General features: G+C 39.1%; 17 protein-coding genes and 1 pseudogene. 6 read left to right on the top strand and 12 right to left on the bottom strand.

Translation table 11 applies throughout. The features are described from left to right. Positions 1–20: 20 nt before the first annotated feature. A complete protein-coding gene (locus SCI76_RS26270) occupies positions 21–1,265 on the bottom strand; it encodes a YeeE/YedE family protein (protein ID WP_063247777.1) in 1,245 nt (414 codons plus the stop codon). 172 nt (positions 1,266–1,437) lie between these two features. Beyond that, positions 1,438–2,475, bottom strand: coding sequence for an EAL domain-containing protein (locus tag SCI76_RS26265; protein ID WP_407544774.1), 1,038 nt, complete (start codon positions 2,473–2,475; stop codon positions 1,438–1,440). Between the two features lie 199 nt (positions 2,476–2,674). On the opposite strand from SCI76_RS26265, the gene SCI76_RS26260 reads away from it, so the two are divergent. Continuing rightward, positions 2,675–3,007, top strand: a complete 333-nt coding sequence (locus SCI76_RS26260) for a hypothetical protein (RefSeq protein ID WP_063247775.1) — start codon at positions 2,675–2,677, stop codon at positions 3,005–3,007. A gap of 36 nt (positions 3,008–3,043) precedes the next feature. On the opposite strand, the gene SCI76_RS26255 is transcribed toward SCI76_RS26260, so the two are convergent. Beyond that, positions 3,044–4,216: an iron-containing alcohol dehydrogenase gene (locus SCI76_RS26255; RefSeq protein WP_048019087.1), complete on the bottom strand. Its 1,173-nt coding sequence runs from the start codon at positions 4,214–4,216 to the stop codon at positions 3,044–3,046. Positions 4,217–4,301: 85 nt separating this feature from the next. Then, positions 4,302–5,192 carry a LysR family transcriptional regulator gene (locus SCI76_RS26250; RefSeq protein WP_048019086.1) on the bottom strand — a complete coding sequence of 297 codons (891 nt, stop codon included), beginning with the start codon at positions 5,190–5,192 and terminating at the stop codon, positions 4,302–4,304. Between the two features lie 218 nt (positions 5,193–5,410). Between SCI76_RS26250 and SCI76_RS26245 the strand changes: the two genes are divergently transcribed. Both SCI76_RS26245 and SCI76_RS26240 read left to right on the top strand, forming a co-directional pair. Next, complete coding sequence (locus SCI76_RS26245) at positions 5,411–5,557, top strand: hypothetical protein (protein ID WP_013057506.1); 147 nt, start codon at positions 5,411–5,413, stop codon at positions 5,555–5,557. 167 nt (positions 5,558–5,724) lie between these two features. Then, positions 5,725–6,636: a DMT family transporter gene (locus SCI76_RS26240; RefSeq protein ID WP_033579347.1), complete on the top strand. Its 912-nt coding sequence runs from the start codon at positions 5,725–5,727 to the stop codon at positions 6,634–6,636. Positions 6,637–6,822: 186 nt separating this feature from the next. Here SCI76_RS26240 and SCI76_RS26235 read toward each other — a convergent pair whose 3' ends face one another. The 3 genes and pseudogenes from SCI76_RS26235 to SCI76_RS26225 all read right to left on the bottom strand — a co-directional run bounded on the left by SCI76_RS26235 (position 6,823) and on the right by SCI76_RS26225 (position 8,978). Further along, complete coding sequence (locus SCI76_RS26235; protein WP_394556320.1) at positions 6,823–7,560, bottom strand: hypothetical protein; 738 nt, start codon at positions 7,558–7,560, stop codon at positions 6,823–6,825. A gap of 27 nt (positions 7,561–7,587) precedes the next feature. Further along, positions 7,588–7,749 (bottom strand): annotated as a pseudogene (locus SCI76_RS26230) (GNAT family N-acetyltransferase); the annotation flags it as partial. Then, positions 7,746–8,978 (bottom strand): MFS transporter, encoded by a 1,233-nt coding sequence (locus SCI76_RS26225; protein ID WP_407544771.1) that lies wholly within the window; start codon positions 8,976–8,978, stop codon positions 7,746–7,748. The pseudogene SCI76_RS26230 and the gene SCI76_RS26225, both read right to left, overlap by 4 nt. A gap of 128 nt (positions 8,979–9,106) precedes the next feature. Between SCI76_RS26225 and SCI76_RS26220 the strand changes: the two genes are divergently transcribed. Then, positions 9,107–9,508 (top strand): hypothetical protein, encoded by a 402-nt coding sequence (locus SCI76_RS26220; RefSeq protein WP_014459632.1) that lies wholly within the window; start codon positions 9,107–9,109, stop codon positions 9,506–9,508. A gap of 43 nt (positions 9,509–9,551) precedes the next feature. Continuing rightward, a complete protein-coding gene (locus tag SCI76_RS26215; protein WP_048019082.1) occupies positions 9,552–10,220 on the top strand; it encodes a glyoxalase in 669 nt (222 codons plus the stop codon). Between the two features lie 82 nt (positions 10,221–10,302). Here the strand turns inward: SCI76_RS26215 and SCI76_RS26210 are convergent, their stop codons facing one another. Then, complete coding sequence (locus SCI76_RS26210; RefSeq protein ID WP_034268848.1) at positions 10,303–10,815, bottom strand: topology modulation protein; 513 nt, start codon at positions 10,813–10,815, stop codon at positions 10,303–10,305. A 253-nt stretch (positions 10,816–11,068) separates the two neighbouring features. Here SCI76_RS26210 and SCI76_RS26205 point away from each other — a divergent pair, with 253 nt between their 5' ends. Next, positions 11,069–11,299 carry a hypothetical protein gene (locus tag SCI76_RS26205; protein ID WP_033579352.1) on the top strand — a complete coding sequence of 77 codons (231 nt, stop codon included), beginning with the start codon at positions 11,069–11,071 and terminating at the stop codon, positions 11,297–11,299. A gap of 42 nt (positions 11,300–11,341) precedes the next feature. Here SCI76_RS26205 and SCI76_RS26200 read toward each other — a convergent pair whose 3' ends face one another. From SCI76_RS26200 to SCI76_RS26185, 4 genes are all read right to left on the bottom strand, one after another. Beyond that, positions 11,342–11,701 carry a hypothetical protein gene (locus tag SCI76_RS26200; RefSeq protein ID WP_328174979.1) on the bottom strand — a complete coding sequence of 120 codons (360 nt, stop codon included), beginning with the start codon at positions 11,699–11,701 and terminating at the stop codon, positions 11,342–11,344. Positions 11,702–11,763: 62 nt separating this feature from the next. After that, entirely contained in the window at positions 11,764–12,525 is a 762-nt protein-coding gene (locus SCI76_RS26195) for a glucose 1-dehydrogenase (RefSeq protein WP_047750660.1), read from the bottom strand. Next, positions 12,522–13,553: a zinc-binding dehydrogenase gene (locus SCI76_RS26190; RefSeq protein ID WP_168760943.1), complete on the bottom strand. Its 1,032-nt coding sequence runs from the start codon at positions 13,551–13,553 to the stop codon at positions 12,522–12,524. The genes SCI76_RS26195 and SCI76_RS26190 overlap by 4 nt, the downstream gene beginning before the upstream one ends. 80 nt (positions 13,554–13,633) lie before the next feature. Continuing rightward, positions 13,634–14,266: a GntR family transcriptional regulator gene (locus tag SCI76_RS26185; protein WP_228307259.1), complete on the bottom strand. Its 633-nt coding sequence runs from the start codon at positions 14,264–14,266 to the stop codon at positions 13,634–13,636. Positions 14,267–14,399: the final 133 nt, after the last annotated feature.

The raw sequence follows: 14,399 nt of genomic DNA, 5'->3' as shown, positions 1-14,399 counted from the left end.
AAAGAAGGTTTTATTTAAACTTAACAAATCGAATCATTAGATTTAGGATTTTTGAGTCCAAATAACGGGCGGATAAATAGTGCTAAGCCTGTGCCTAGCATCGCCATAACCATCCATACCCATCCATGAAGACTAAATGAAGCAATGCCGCCAAAGTAAGCGCCAATATTACAGCCAAAAGCAAGACGCGCACCATATCCCATTAAAAGGCCTCCAACAACAGCTGCTCCTGCAACGCCAGGTTTAATCTTTCCTGGTTTGAACGTTCCTTGAGCCGTCGCTGAAATGAAAGCGCCTAGTATGATCCCAAAATTCAATACGCTGGTAGAGTCTGCTAGCACACTTTGCGTTAGCGCTTCTCCATTTGCACCTTGGAAAAATCCCCAGCTTGATACATCTATTCCAGCTGCCATCATTGCTTTTCCGCCCCATAAAGCAAAGGCAGAAGTAATACCCCAAGGATTTCCTCTCACAGCCAGCGTTAATGCATTTAATACAGCCAGTACAATCGCTGCAGTGAATAGAGGCCAAGAGCCGCGAATGATCTTTTTCCACCCTTTTGTCGTAGGAAGCTGCTTCATCATAGGCGGATTTTTCTTTTTGGCAATTTGAATCGTAATCCAGTAAATCGCTGCAAACGCGATAAGCTGTACAATCCAAGCACCAAAATAACCAAGGCCTGTCGATTCAGCTAATGAAATAGGAGGAAGCGAAGGTTGTTTTTGCCAAAATGGCAAATGATACGCCCCGAACATAGAGCCTACAATAAAGGCTAAAAGCGTTAAAATCATGGAAGAAGAGCCACCGCCTAACGAATACAGCGTTCCTGAGGCACATCCATTTCCTAGCTGCATGCCAATTCCAAACATAAACGAACCAACTATCACGCTGACTCCTACAGGTGAAACATATCCTTTTGGCGTTACCCCTGTAAAGCTAAAGCCTGTACTTAAAATAATAGCAAACAGCGTTGACGCAATCGCTAGCATAAGCATATGCGCTTGCAAGCCTTGAACGTTGCCGACAGATACGAGTCGGCGAAATGCTGATGTAAAGCCAAAACGTGCGTACAGAAGCGTCATTCCTAGTGCTAGACCGATAATAAATAACACACCTTGCTTCCAATCAGTCGTTAGCACAATCGCTAGAAGTAAAATAACCGCTGCTATAACCCCTCCTGCAAATAACGGCTTTTGCATAGGGCTTAATTCTGTTACAACAGTAGTTGGCTTTGATTTATATGATGAGTGCAACGTTTGTGCCAAATCATCCACTCCTTTTCTGATAGAAATACTAAGAATTAATATTTATCATCTTATAGCACTTCCCTTTCTCTGTAAACTATTTAGCAAAATGAAAGTGAATTGTTTATTTTTTGAGTATTCTTACTTTCGTTCATACAAAAAGCAGAAGTTTCTGTTCTTCTGCTTTTGGCTGCTAAACGTAAATAGAATGAATCTCTTTTAAAGGTTTAGGATTAGGCTTTGCAAAATAATACCCTTGAAACAAATCATAACCCATCTCTATCAGGCATTTTAAATCTTCTTCTGTTTCTACACCTTCTGCAAGAGCCTGCGCCCCCATTTTATGGGTGATAGCTAACATCTCTTGGGCCACTTTTTTCTGTTTCTCATTCTTACTGACTCCGTTTGTGAATTCAAATGCCAATTTCACGACGTCAGGCTCCACTTCTAAAAGCCGATTCAGCGTATTATAGCCAACTCCTACGTCATCTAAAGCATATTTAAATCCGTGGGAGCGATAATAATTCAAAATGTTTTTCAAATGCTCAATATCTTGAACATCCTCCGTTTCAATCACTTCAAACACAATTTGCTCGGGCTTTATATTCAATTCTTTAATTAATGTAAATGTAGATGCTAAGCAATGCTCAGGGTTATATATTGCTGTAGGAATAAAGTTAATAAAAATCAGCTGATGATCAATAATACTAGCATTTTTTACAGCTTCTAAGCGGCAGGCTCGGTCAAGAGCGAAGGTTTTATTTCTTATTTGAGCAGCTTCAAACATTTTAAAAGGAGGTATAATACTTCCGTTTTCTTCTAATCCTCTTGATAAAATTTCGTGGCCAACGATATGCACGCGTTCATTATCAACCGATACAATCGGCTGATAATACGAGCAAATTCGCTTGTCTTCAATCAGCTCATCAATCCACAAGGCATCTTTCATTTTTTGGAAAGCGGTGATTGGCTCCATACGCCGCAGGTTTTCAAACGGGCTCCGCTGCTTGGCTTCTACAGCCCACACATGCCGAGGGTCTAGATGCTGATGAACATAATCCATAAAATCCCAAAAGATATCTTCCCTCATCCAGATCATATCTTCTCCAAGAGTCTTCCATTGGTTTTGAGAAATATCTTTAAAGTATTTTTCCAATTTCTTTGCATCCCTTGATTGCTGAAAAGAAACCGTATATCCTGTCCTAATTGGCAGACACGCGTCGCATCCCATAGCTCATCTTCTCCCTCATTTATCATCAGTTTTTTGTATGTATACACGGATAGTTCTTAGGAACTATACCACTTTTAAGAAACTTGCAAACCCTATTTTTCCGCTAAAATAGAATGTACCAAAAAGTTTTGGTAAAATGATAGACGTGTTTTATTGTCTACATCATAAGACGCACTTGATAAAAGGAAGTGAACCATACATGAGCAAAAACCGTTTTACGAAGTGGTTTTTATTTTCTTTACTACTCTTTGCCTTAAGTACTGGAGCAATGTATTATACGCTCTATATATCGTACTGGGCGTATTCTATTAAGCTGTTTTTAATTGTGGTGCCGCTCTTTACATTATTATCGGTTGCTTTTGGTTCGTTGGTAATCGTTCATGAGCGCAAAAGCAAACGCGTATTTCAGCTACAAAATGAAGGAGGCATTCCCAAAAATACGTTTATTCAAGGCTTTTCCGAAATAACGGTAGGAGCAGGCTGCATCTTGCTGTGCTTTTTTCTCTTTCTTTATCTTCTAATGGATTATTAAGTACATATAAAAAAGACGAGCAGGCAGCTCGTCTTTTTATTTGGATCTTTCTAGAATATCTCGAACGCTTGCATAATCAAGCTCTTTATAAGTACCAACACCTGGTTTTACAAAGGTCTTTTCAACAATCGCATCAAATTCAGAGTCATCAATATCATAGTCACGCAAGCTGTTCGGGGCTCCTAAGTCATTCCAGAAAGTGCGAAGCGCTTTTGCACCTTCCATTGCTGTTTCTTCATCGCTTTTTCCTTCTGGGTTGATGCCAAATACGTTTACAGCCAGTTGTTTTACACGAGAAGGATCTTCTTTTAGCACATGCTCCAGCCAATTAGGGAACAAGATAGCAAGGCCGCCTCCGTGGGGAATATCATACACGGCCGACAGAGCATGTTCAATACGATGAGTAGCCCAGTCTCCCCCGTCCGTTCCGTTTGCTAAGCTTCCGTTAAAAGCCGTCGTGCTGATATACATCATTGTTTCGCGATACTGATAAGAAGTCAGGTTTGTAAGAAGCTTAGGACCTTCTTGTACAGCTGTTCTTAGCAATGATTCAATAAAGCCGTCGATCATCGGCGTATTTTCTGTGCGGTGAAAATAGTGTTCAAGCGCATGGGACATACTATCAACAATTCCATAGACTGTTTGGTCGCGCGGCACTGAAAACGTGTACGCCGGATCTAAGATAGAAAAGACGGGAAATACATGAGAAGACGTCCAACCTAGCTTTTCTTTTGTTTCCCAATTTGTAATAACAGAAGTTGAATTCATTTCAGATCCTGTTGCCGCAAGTGTTAAGACCGTTCCAAAAGGAAGAGCACCTGTAATGTCTACTTTACGTGTAATTAAGTCCCATGTATTTCCTTCATACACGGCTCCAGCTGCGATAGCTTTTGTACAATCGATCACGCTTCCTCCCCCAACGGCTAAGAGAAAATCAATGTTTTCTTTTTTACATATGTCAACGCCTTTAGCTACCGTAGTCAAACGAGGGTTCGGTTCTACACCAGACAGCTCGTGAACAACTGCGTTAATAGACTGAAGTTCAGCTTTCACTTCGTCGTATACGCCATTTTGTTTGATGCTTCCTCCTCCGTATACTAACAGAACGTTTACTTGTTTATGATAAGAAGCAAGCTCTTGCGATAGCTTCGTAATTTGATTTTTTCCAAAGTATAATTTGGTAGGATTGTGCTGCAAAAATATATTCATGTTCTACACCTCTAGTTTTCTTTTCTTGTAAAAAGTGTATCACGAAAGCAGCTTCATCATTATTGAAGATTCTCTATATCTATTATCAATATTTTTGATAACCTTCTTGTACAAGTGAAATGAAGTGTTGAATGGGTGCCGTCAGCCATTTTTTCTTTTTGAATATGAGCTGTGAATAAAGATAAAATTCTTCATGGTCAAACGGGATTTTAATCAGTTTTCCATTTTCAATCTCTTGTTTTACCGCTATTTCTGGCACAAGAGCAATACCTAAATTATCCGCTACGCACTGTTTAATTGCTTCAAGACTGCTAAATGAAATCACCGATTGCATATGAATACCCCTGCTGCGCATCATCTCTTCTAAAAGCGTACGATAAGGGCAGCCGCTCTCGGTTAAAATGATGGTTTCACCTTCAAACTCTTCCATTACAACGTTGTTTTTTTCACTAAAAAAATGCGAAGGCGAAGCAATCATAACCATGTTTTCTTTTCGAATAGGAATCACTTCTAAACTTGAAGAGGTTTGAAGGCAATCAAGCAAAACGGCTACGTCATACTTTCCGTCAATAATCCCTTGTGTTAAATTTGGACATAAACCCGCTTCTAGCATAATCTTTAGAGAAGGGTGCTGCTTTTTTAATTCACGAATATACGGTGTAATAAAATAAGCGGCCAGCGACTCCACAGTTCCTATTGAAACTGTTCCTCTAGCATCTTCATTCGTAGTAAGGCGCTCTTTTGCTTCATTTAATAACTCGGTTACTTGATTCACATAATAAAGCAATTCTTCACCAGGCTGAGTCAGCTTCATTTTTTGTCCTGTTCGTTCAAATAGTTTTTGACCGTAATGATCCTCTAATTTTTTTATATGAGTGGTAACGCTTGACTGAGCATACCCTAATTCCTCGCCCGTTCGTGTATAGCTCCCCCACTTCGCTACTTCTTTAAATGTATATAAATAGTTAATATCCATGTGCTGCTCCTTATGTACTACTGTTTTGTTTCGTTATCCATATGCTAAAGCTGTTCTTAATCAGAACCTATACGTAAATAGAATCACAGTACAGTATAAGCGAACTTGTTTTGCCAAGCAATTTTATCAACCTTAAAAATTCTTTTTATATTAGGCAATTACGTCGTTTTTTGTTCATAGAATGAAAAACAAACTTATGAAAAGAAAGGGTGTATCTCGTGACAGCCTACAAAGAAGTGCTATATAAAGGAAAACGCTTTGTACTGATTCACGTATATGATTCAGGGTACTGTGAAATTCGACCGATTGATCATGCTTTTAAAGTCGAACTTGTGCGATTAGATGAGATAGAACAATGTGGATAACAGTCATGAACGCAGCCATTGCAGCTGCGTTTTTGTTTGTATTATAAACAAGTGGATGAGATAAAAATACCTGAATTGGCTGGCCTTTTACATAATTTCTTCCTGTATACTTTGTAACTAAGGATATCCGCACTTATTTAATTTATATATTTACCCGAGGTGATGACATGAAAAAAGGCTGGCTGGAATGGATATTATTATCCGTTGCGTTAATTTGGGGAGCCAATTATACAATCGGAAAATTTGGAGTTGCTCATATGTCTTCTATCCAATTTAGCGCGCTGCGTTTTATAATGGTTGCTCCTATTCTTTTACTTATTACAGGAATCGTAGAGCGAGGCATTCGGATCGAAAAGAAAGACTGGGGACGTTTAATAGCGGTCAGCATAGTAGGCGTTACACTCTATCAAACGCTGTTTATGGTATCTGTTAAATATACGACAGCTACAAATGCTTCTTTACTTATTTCGATGTCTCCTATTTTCACAGGAATCTTAGCTATCTTATATAAGCATGAAGCTTTTTCGTTAAAAACACAGCTAGGCTCTGTGCTTGCTTTTTTCGGTGCTGCGTTTGTACTGCTGTTTGGTCACTCTAGTCATGCGCTGTCGCAGCTTGCATGGTTCGGAAATATCATGGGGATTGTAGCGGCCGTTGCGTGGGGCTGGTACCCGATTTTAGCAAAACCTTTAGTCGTAAAATATTCTGCTTTGCGCGTGACTGCCTGGTCTGCTTTGATCGGAGCTATTCCTCTTACTGTCTACTGTCTTTTCACCTATCAAACGCTTATCTGGCCAACAGATATAGGCAGCTGGAGCTCTTTGGCATACTCTGTTTTGTTCGTGACGGTGTACGGGCTGGTAATGTGGTATGTAGGAATTGGAAAAATTGGGTCTACAAAAGTAATGGTTTACATGTATGTTATTCCTTTGTTCGCCGTTGTCTTTGCTGCTGTAGCCATTGGAGAAACCATCAATTCCATGCAGCTGCTTGGAGGACTTATTATTTTTAGCGGTTTGTATATTGTTAAAAAAAGCCCTGCTCCTAAAACAGCTCTCAAACTTAAAAAAGCAAACTAAAAAGAGTAACGGGTTCGGTTGATGCAAAAAAACAAGCTAAAAGCCATGTAATTAAAAGCCTAATTAGCATCTATTTTAATAGTGAATTAGCAATATGAATGGTAACGAATAACGCTCAGATTTTGTCTGAGCGTTATTCGTATATTATTTTAATGTCCTAATTGAATTAAGCCCCCGTTGGTTTTATTAATAAACATTTAGTATGTTGATTAATTTTATGATTTTTTTATCCTCACCTGGGTCAACGTGAACCAGCTTTGTATTTTGAATAATATCCTCTGTGTAATTTTTCATAAAACCCTTATCTACCTGAGCAGAACTAGGCCAATGTGAAGGAACGTTGTACACGTTAATTGTACCATTTCCGTTACTACTATAAGTCACTGAACCATCAACAGAACGAGAACCCTCTAATGTAACAACGTCTTTTGGATAGCTAGCACTAGTATCGTCATAAATATTGACTAATTCTCCGGCTGAAATGTGGCGAACATTTAGCTCATCTATCTCTTGATTTGGTCCTAGCTGTAACCAAATTCGAGCATATTCAATTTGTTTGCTCGAATAATTAGATAGTGTTTTTTTGTCTTCCTTCTTACTAACCTTTGAATTACTATTTCCAGACGAAATGCTATCGGAATTTTCATCAACAGCTTTTTCTGAAGAGGCGTCATTTTTATCAGCTTTGTCTGATTGCTTCGACTCACTGCTTGAGGAACTTTCATCTGTTTTACTCGCAGCTTCTTTTGTTGAGGGGCTTCCATCCGTTTTGCCTGTAGCTTCTTTTACTGAGGAATTTATATTCATTTCACTTGTGGTTTCTTCTATGGATTTTTCGTCCTTGTTTCCAGCACACCCTACTAACGTTCCCACCAGCATAAATATAGCAGCATGAAAATAAACACGCTCGGTTCGTTTTTTCATTCGTCAAATCATTCCTTTCGTTTAACCGTAAACTCCCCACAGTCTTTCGCCTGTTTTATTAAATACGTTTTGCCCGTTTTTATACTCCGCTATTAGCTTGGTAAGAAAGAAAAAGCCTTCCTCCTGGCTTTCGATTAACAGCTCTTTTATATCATGCTCCATAAGATACGTTAGCGTGATGATCTTCATATATTCTCTCCCCGTTCAACAGGTGATGTTGTTTCCACAGACTGCTTGTTATGAACTAATACTGCAATACCTATGAGAGACGTTACTAGCAATAGGAAGCTTGCAAATAGATATACAATCCTCACCCCAAAGAAGTCCGCTACTGTACCTACAAACGCGATAGAAAGAATAAACGCACCCTGTACAAGAGTTGATTTTGCCGCTATTACTTTAGAAAGAACCCCACTGCTGCAGGCATTTTGATAAATGGTTTCCTGCGCTGCGTCTCGAAGCTGATAGGCAGGACCCATCATTACCAAAAGTGCTAAAGCTAAATACGGGTTCGTTACTAAGCCGTAAAAACCGGTTAAAACAGCATAACTAATTGAGCCCGCGAACATAAGAAGCAAAAGCCTTCCTTTTACCATAGAAGACATTCGGTACACAATAATTCCTCCGACTATGCTTCCAAAATAATACGCACCGTTTATATATCCCCACCATACTTCTCCTTTTCCAAGTACTTCTTTCACAAAAGAAAGAGTAATAGCCCCAATCCAAATCGTTCCAACGAGTGATTCAGTTATGTCCATTATAACGAGTGCTCTGATGCGTTTATGTACCCATAAAAAGCGCCATCCTTCCATTAGCTTTGCCACGCTTCGCTTTTCTGGCTGCTTGTATCTATGAGCTTCTTTTATAAACAGCAAGCAAACAAACGAGAACAATAAAAGACCTGCCGTTATACATAAAGAATAAGTGAATCCTGTTAAAGACAAAACGAAACCACCAAGGGACCACCCTGCAAATAGAAAGGTTTGGTCAATTGTTGAAAGCAAACTATTCGCCTGCATTCTTTGACTATCACTTACTAAGCTGCGGACAACCGACGTTTTAAAAATAGTAAAAAAACCGTTAAAAAAAGAAATGATCCCAACAATGACAAAACACATCGCTAGTACTGTGACTGTAAATTCTTGTGTGAGTAGCATATACAATCCAGCGAGCATTCCTATTTGCATAACCTGTACAGCCCGCATAATATGAATAGATTTATATGTATCCGCTAGTAAAGGTACGCTAAGACCACTAAGGAGGCGAGCAAGTAAGCTCGTCACCGTAATCATTGATGCAAGAGCTGTTGAACCGGTGTTTTGATTTATATAGGAAGTGAGGGCCATTGTATAAAGAACAAAACCTAAATTTGTGGTTACTTGACTTGCTGGTAAAAAATAAAAACGCTGAGTCAATTTTTTCTCCTTTCCGTTAGGCGTAACATACAAAGGGATAATATTTTTTGTTAATTTTTCCCTTTTTAAACTATAACACTATTTGACGAAATCCAAAACTATCTATAATTTAGTAGATGGAGGTTTTTATGTTTAAATATAGTTTTCTTATTGTTCTTATTGCTTTTTTACTTATTAACTTTAACGGCCAGGAAAATCAAATTGTAGGTGGGAGAATAAAAAAAGAGCGAAGTGAGGTTTTCTTTGGAGAATATGACAGCTTTACAGGCCGCTACTCTCGGAGCATTAAACTCAAAAAAGGCGTAACCTATGCTTTTACGCTATCTAAAAACACTAAAAGTGGAGACCTTTCTCTATATGTAGAAGATCCAAGACGTACACGTTTCTTTGAAATGACTAATAACTCTCTTTATTTAACACCTGAAAAAACGAAAAGATATCGCGTTAACTTTATAGGCTCGGAGCATAAAGGCTCTTTTCAGCTTCACTGGAAAAGCAGCGTTCAAAGGGATAATGAAACATCTGTTTAATGCCATGTGATTTAGACAACGTTTAAACAAGGAGGAATGGTTTATGATGATTAATCAAGCTGTCCTGTACACTCATCTATTGGACGAAATGAAGGATTTTTATGTAAACTCTCTCGATTTCCCTTTAACCGCCGTTTCGGCTGATTCTTTTTCCATTAAAGTTGGTGAAAGTGAGCTAACTTTTAAAGAAACTTCTCTACATACAAAGCCCTTTTACCATTTTGCTTTTAATGTTCCAGCAAACCGCTTTATGGAAGCAAAGAAATGGGCTACTCAGAGAGTCTTCCTCAATACAGAAGAGAAGAAAGATGAAATTTATTTTGAAGCATTTGATGCTCATTCGTTTTATTTTGAAGATCCTGCTCATAATATTGTTGAATACATTTCCAGATATTCAGACTGCCCACCATCCAACGACCCCTTTTCTCCTAAGTCGCTTTTAAGCATAGGAGAAATCAACTTGACAACGCCTCATGTCCGCTCTGTAGGGACACAGCTTATTAACTCCGGTATCACCGTGCGCAACAACAGGCCGTTAAACGAGACCTTTAACTTTTTAGGAAGCGGCAGTGCATTTTTTCTTGTAGGGGCGCCTAAAAGACGGTGGTTTTTTTCGGACCGAGACTCTGAAGTTCATCCATTAACGGTGAAGGTCAATCATTCTTTAACAGTTGCGCTGGACGAAAAAGGAATGCTGAAGATTACACAATAAATGATTGTTTTTTTAATATAGCCATGTAACAAGCGAACTTGTTACGTGGCTGTTTTTGTTCAAAATTCAGCTCGTACTCCACCTATAGGTTTTGTATATAGTTTTCGATGTCCTTTCTATTCATCAGCATAAAAACCTTGCAATCCTCATCATTTTTAAGCTTTTTAAACCGGTTTCTCATCTTTTTTTGCCGTTCTCGATACGTCGTAAGAATAAATGTAAAAAATGACCAATCTACTTTCTCAGGGCAGCCTTTTGCCATATCTTCACGCGTTTTTCTTGCATATACAATCCTCCTCTTTATCACTCGGTACACACAAACGATTAGAGGCAGCTCTAAATAAATGATGGTATCTGCACGCTTCACTCGAATATCATACGAATTGCTGTAGTTCCCATCGATAATCCAGCTGTCTTTTTTTACAATGTGCTCCTGCAATTCTCTAAAACTATCCTTGTCTCTTTCCGTCCAGCCCGGCTGCCAATACAGGCTGTCTAGATGATGTACTTCTAGATCAAGCTTTTCCCCTAATTTCTTGGCAAATGTGGACTTTCCTACTCCTGGAGAAACGCCCATTACTAGCACTCTTTTCATCTCATCACCTTACCTTTTTAAAAACTAAAGCTAATTGAAGAGAAGGCAACTGTTTATACTGACTCGGTGTACTAAAAGCAGACTGCTGTATAAAGCAGCTTCATGTTAGCAGTTTTATTCGCATAATTTTCAGATAACATATAAACATTCATCATAAATTTCTGTATTCCTTCTTGCTTTGTAGTAAATAGGTTGCTTTTATTAATCGTTTCCTTTACCTTAAATGTGAGTATATAAAAGTAAGGTGAAAAAAATGAATGCATCTATGCTAAAGAGATTTTTACGAAACCTCGGGATTTTTATTTATATTGTCATCGCAGCTATTAATATTTACTTAACGAGAAATGACTTGAGTGATATGCTTACTCGCCTTGTGCTGCTGACTATTTTACTTCCTTTGTTTTTTAGTTTTGTGTATGCGTTAGGAAAATCACATTTTAAAAGACAAGAAGAGCTCGCTCAACAAGAGAAGAAAAAAGAGTAAAAAAAGCCTTTTATAGAGGGGATTCCCCTTTCTAAAAGGCTTTTACTTTTTTTCATATAACTGAACATTAACTACATCAGGATTAACGTGATACTGCTTGGCAAGTTGATTTACGACTTGCTGAATCTCCTTCTTCTTATAGGAAGAAAGTTGTTCGGCGGGCAGAAGAACCAGAACTTGAGCTTCCGCATAGTCATTCAGCACTCTAACCTCTTGAAAACCATACTGCGTCAAAGCTGATTTTAACTCTTTTTCAAAGTCGGTGCTTTCTTTTGGGACAGCTATGGAGAACTGATTGTAAGAAACTAGCGAAGCCTCTTTCTCTTCAGGCTTTGTATACACCGCCCAAGCAGTTGTCAGCACTGTGACAGCAATACCAACATTCAATACCCACACTTTCATACCATGAACGCCCCTTTTAATCGAGTTTGTTCATGATATGAAAAAATTTATTGGTTCATGCGTTATCTTCCTAGCCATCCTCCGTCTACGGCAAGCAAGTGTCCGTGAATATAAGCAGACGCATCAGATGCTAAAAAGACGACCGCTCCTTTAAAATCATCTGCTTGTCCCCATCTTCCTGCGGGAATACGTTCAATAATTTGTCTGCTGCGCGTTTCATCGTTAATAAGTGCTTCATTCATATCAGTAGCAATGTACCCTGGTACAATTCCATTAACATTTACGCCTTTTGCTGCCCATTCATTAGATAAAGCCTTTGTAAGCTGAGCAACTCCGCCTTTTGCTGCGGCATAAGCTGGAACGGTAATACCTCCTTGGTAAGAAAGCAAAGATGCCATATTAATGATTTTTCCGCTTCCTTGTTTAAGCATTTGGCGGCCCGCCTGCTGACATAACAGCCATACGGTTTTTAAATTAACGTTCATAACAGCGTCCCAATCTTCTTCTGCAAAGTCTACAGCGGGTGAGCGTCTTTGAATGCCCGCGTTGTTCACTAAAATATCGAGCTTGCCAAAATAAGCAACAACCGATGAGATCGCTTCGCTTACTTCAGAAGCGTTTTCTAGATCACAATTAACAATAAAACATTTTCTTCCCAGACGTTCAATTTCTTCTTTTACTCCAAGAAATTCCTTTGATCTTTGCAGCAGAGCGATATCCGAACCTGCTTCTGCCAAAGCAATCGCCATTGATCTTCCAATTCCTCTTGTTGCTCCTGTAATCGCTGCTACTTTACCATCTAAAGAAAAAAAATCTACTGTCATTGTTCATTCTCCTCTCCGTTTGGTGCAAATAAAACCTTAAGTGATTCATCAGGCCGCTGCATAAACTCAAACCCCGCTTGAATATCTTCAAGCTGCAGTTTATGAGAAATTAAAGAATCTGCTGCTATTTCACCGTTTGCCAGTAAATCAATAGCCGTCTGAAAATCTTCCCTTGTATAACATCTCGTTGTAGTTAATGAAATTTCTTTAAAGTGCATTGCTGCTAAATCTACTTCTGGAGCGTTTTTGTATACGCTCACCACCACAATCTCTCCTTGAATACGGCTTGTTTCAACCATTTGTTTTGCTGTAATTTGATTTCCGGCTACTTCAAATACAACGTCTGCACCGACGTCATTCGTAAGCAAACGCACTTCTTTTACTACGTCTCTTTTCGCTGCATCAATTGGTATAAAGCCAAGTTCTTTCGCTTTAGTTAAGCGATAAGAACTAATATCTGAAATCATTACTTTTTTTGCTCCTGCTCGTTTCGCAATCATCCCGATTAGCAGTCCAATAGGTCCTGCCCCTAAAATGACAGCTTGGTCTCCTACTTTCAAACGCGAGCGTCGCACTGTATGTACGGCAACCGCTACAGGTTCTGCAAGAGCTGCATGCTCGCTAGACAGTTTCTCTGGCAAGAGGTGAAGGCGGTTCACAGGAACAGCCACGTACTGCGCAAAACCTCCATCTTGATCGATGCCGATTAGTTTTAATTTTTTACAAACGTGAACCTGTCCTTTTACACAGGCTTCGCACGTTCCGCAGCTAAGCGTAGGCTCAACTGCTACGCGGTCACCTAAAGAAAATTCCGTTTCTCCTCGGATCTCCTCTATCACTCCGCTGAATTCATGTCCCATAGTGAGTGGCGCCTGTGCTCTAGGGTGTTTTCCAAAATAAATCATCAGATCCGTTCCGCAAATTCCAGCATGAGATACCTTTACAAGCGCTTCTCCTTTTTTTATAACCGGTTTCGCTTTTTGCTGCATAACGGCTTTTGTTTCTGAAACGTAGACACCTGCTTTCATTTCTCCATCCCCTTTTGTATACTTGTCGACAATTTGAAGAGAAAAATATTCAAAATTATTCCGAAAATTTTATCCCTTTTTTATGCTTCATTCAAAAGTGAAGCTGTTATCGTATTTCGCGTGTCTTCAAAGTGACGTTTCACTTCATCTTGAATGCGTTCTGTATTTTGAGACTTTAATGCCTTAATCATTTCATGATGCTGCTTAATCAGTGGGAGCACAGCTGCTTTATCATCTCGAAATCTTTTTTCAGTCGTAATTAAAAGAGCAGCTAAAATAATTTCACGGATGCTTTCCCACAATTTTAATATCCGCTTGTGGTCTGCTTCGATAATCACGAGCTCATGAAACCGCAAATCTTGATAAGCAAACTCTACATAGTCATCGTATTTAGCTGCCATCTTCATTTGATCAATGCTTTGCTCCAGCTTTTTAATAAGCGAATCATGGTTGACTTCAGATAAACGTTCTAAGACAAAGTGTTCTAAAAGCAGACGAACATCGTACAGCTCGTTTAAATCCCTAGTTGTTAAACCAATAACAACTGCTCCCATTCGCTGTAAATCAATGAGCCCTTCGTTTGAAAGGATCCGCAGCGCTTCTCTTATAGGAGATCGACTCATTCCAAACTCTGCCGAGAGCTGATTTTCTGATAGTATGGTTCCTTTTTTCAGCTCGCCGCTCATAATTTGAATTCTTAATTTGCTTACCACTTGTTCTCCCAGCGAGGCTCCGCGAAGCCATCTTTCCGGGTAGGTTACCTTTTTAATGTGTCATCACTTCCTTAACCAACTTGTATACAAGTATTCAAGATTTAGTATATAGATAAGAAATCTGACTGTAAAC

The organism is Priestia sp. HNGD-A6 (assembly GCF_045784335.1).
GTDB classification, from domain to species: Bacteria; Bacillota; Bacilli; order Bacillales; family Bacillaceae_H; genus Priestia; species Priestia zanthoxyli.
The sequence above is the reverse complement of the archived record's forward strand: the minus strand, read 5'-3'. Positions and strand labels throughout refer to the sequence as shown.

Bases quoted from the DNA above. Each gene is read 5' to 3' on its own strand.
- SCI76_RS26260 (WP_063247775.1), top strand. From the start codon at position 2,675: ATGAGCAAAAACCGTTTTACGAAGTGGTTTTTATTTTCTTTACTACTC.
- SCI76_RS26235 (WP_394556320.1), bottom strand. From the start codon at position 7,560: ATGAAAAAACGAACCGAGCGTGTTTATTTTCATGCTGCTATATTTATG.
- SCI76_RS26240 (WP_033579347.1), top strand. From the start codon at position 5,725: ATGAAAAAAGGCTGGCTGGAATGGATATTATTATCCGTTGCGTTAATT.
- SCI76_RS26215 (WP_048019082.1), top strand. From the start codon at position 9,552: ATGATGATTAATCAAGCTGTCCTGTACACTCATCTATTGGACGAAATG.
- SCI76_RS26265 (WP_407544774.1), bottom strand. From the start codon at position 2,475: ATGGGATGCGACGCGTGTCTGCCAATTAGGACAGGATATACGGTTTCT.
- SCI76_RS26195 (WP_047750660.1), bottom strand. From the start codon at position 12,525: ATGACAGTAGATTTTTTTTCTTTAGATGGTAAAGTAGCAGCGATTACA.
- SCI76_RS26205 (WP_033579352.1), top strand. From the start codon at position 11,069: ATGAATGCATCTATGCTAAAGAGATTTTTACGAAACCTCGGGATTTTT.
- SCI76_RS26200 (WP_328174979.1), bottom strand. From the start codon at position 11,701: ATGAAAGTGTGGGTATTGAATGTTGGTATTGCTGTCACAGTGCTGACA.
- SCI76_RS26210 (WP_034268848.1), bottom strand. From the start codon at position 10,815: ATGAAAAGAGTGCTAGTAATGGGCGTTTCTCCAGGAGTAGGAAAGTCC.
- SCI76_RS26255 (WP_048019087.1), bottom strand. From the start codon at position 4,216: ATGAATATATTTTTGCAGCACAATCCTACCAAATTATACTTTGGAAAA.
- SCI76_RS26220 (WP_014459632.1), top strand. From the start codon at position 9,107: ATGTTTAAATATAGTTTTCTTATTGTTCTTATTGCTTTTTTACTTATT.
- SCI76_RS26190 (WP_168760943.1), bottom strand. From the start codon at position 13,553: ATGAAAGCAGGTGTCTACGTTTCAGAAACAAAAGCCGTTATGCAGCAA.
- SCI76_RS26250 (WP_048019086.1), bottom strand. From the start codon at position 5,192: ATGGATATTAACTATTTATATACATTTAAAGAAGTAGCGAAGTGGGGG.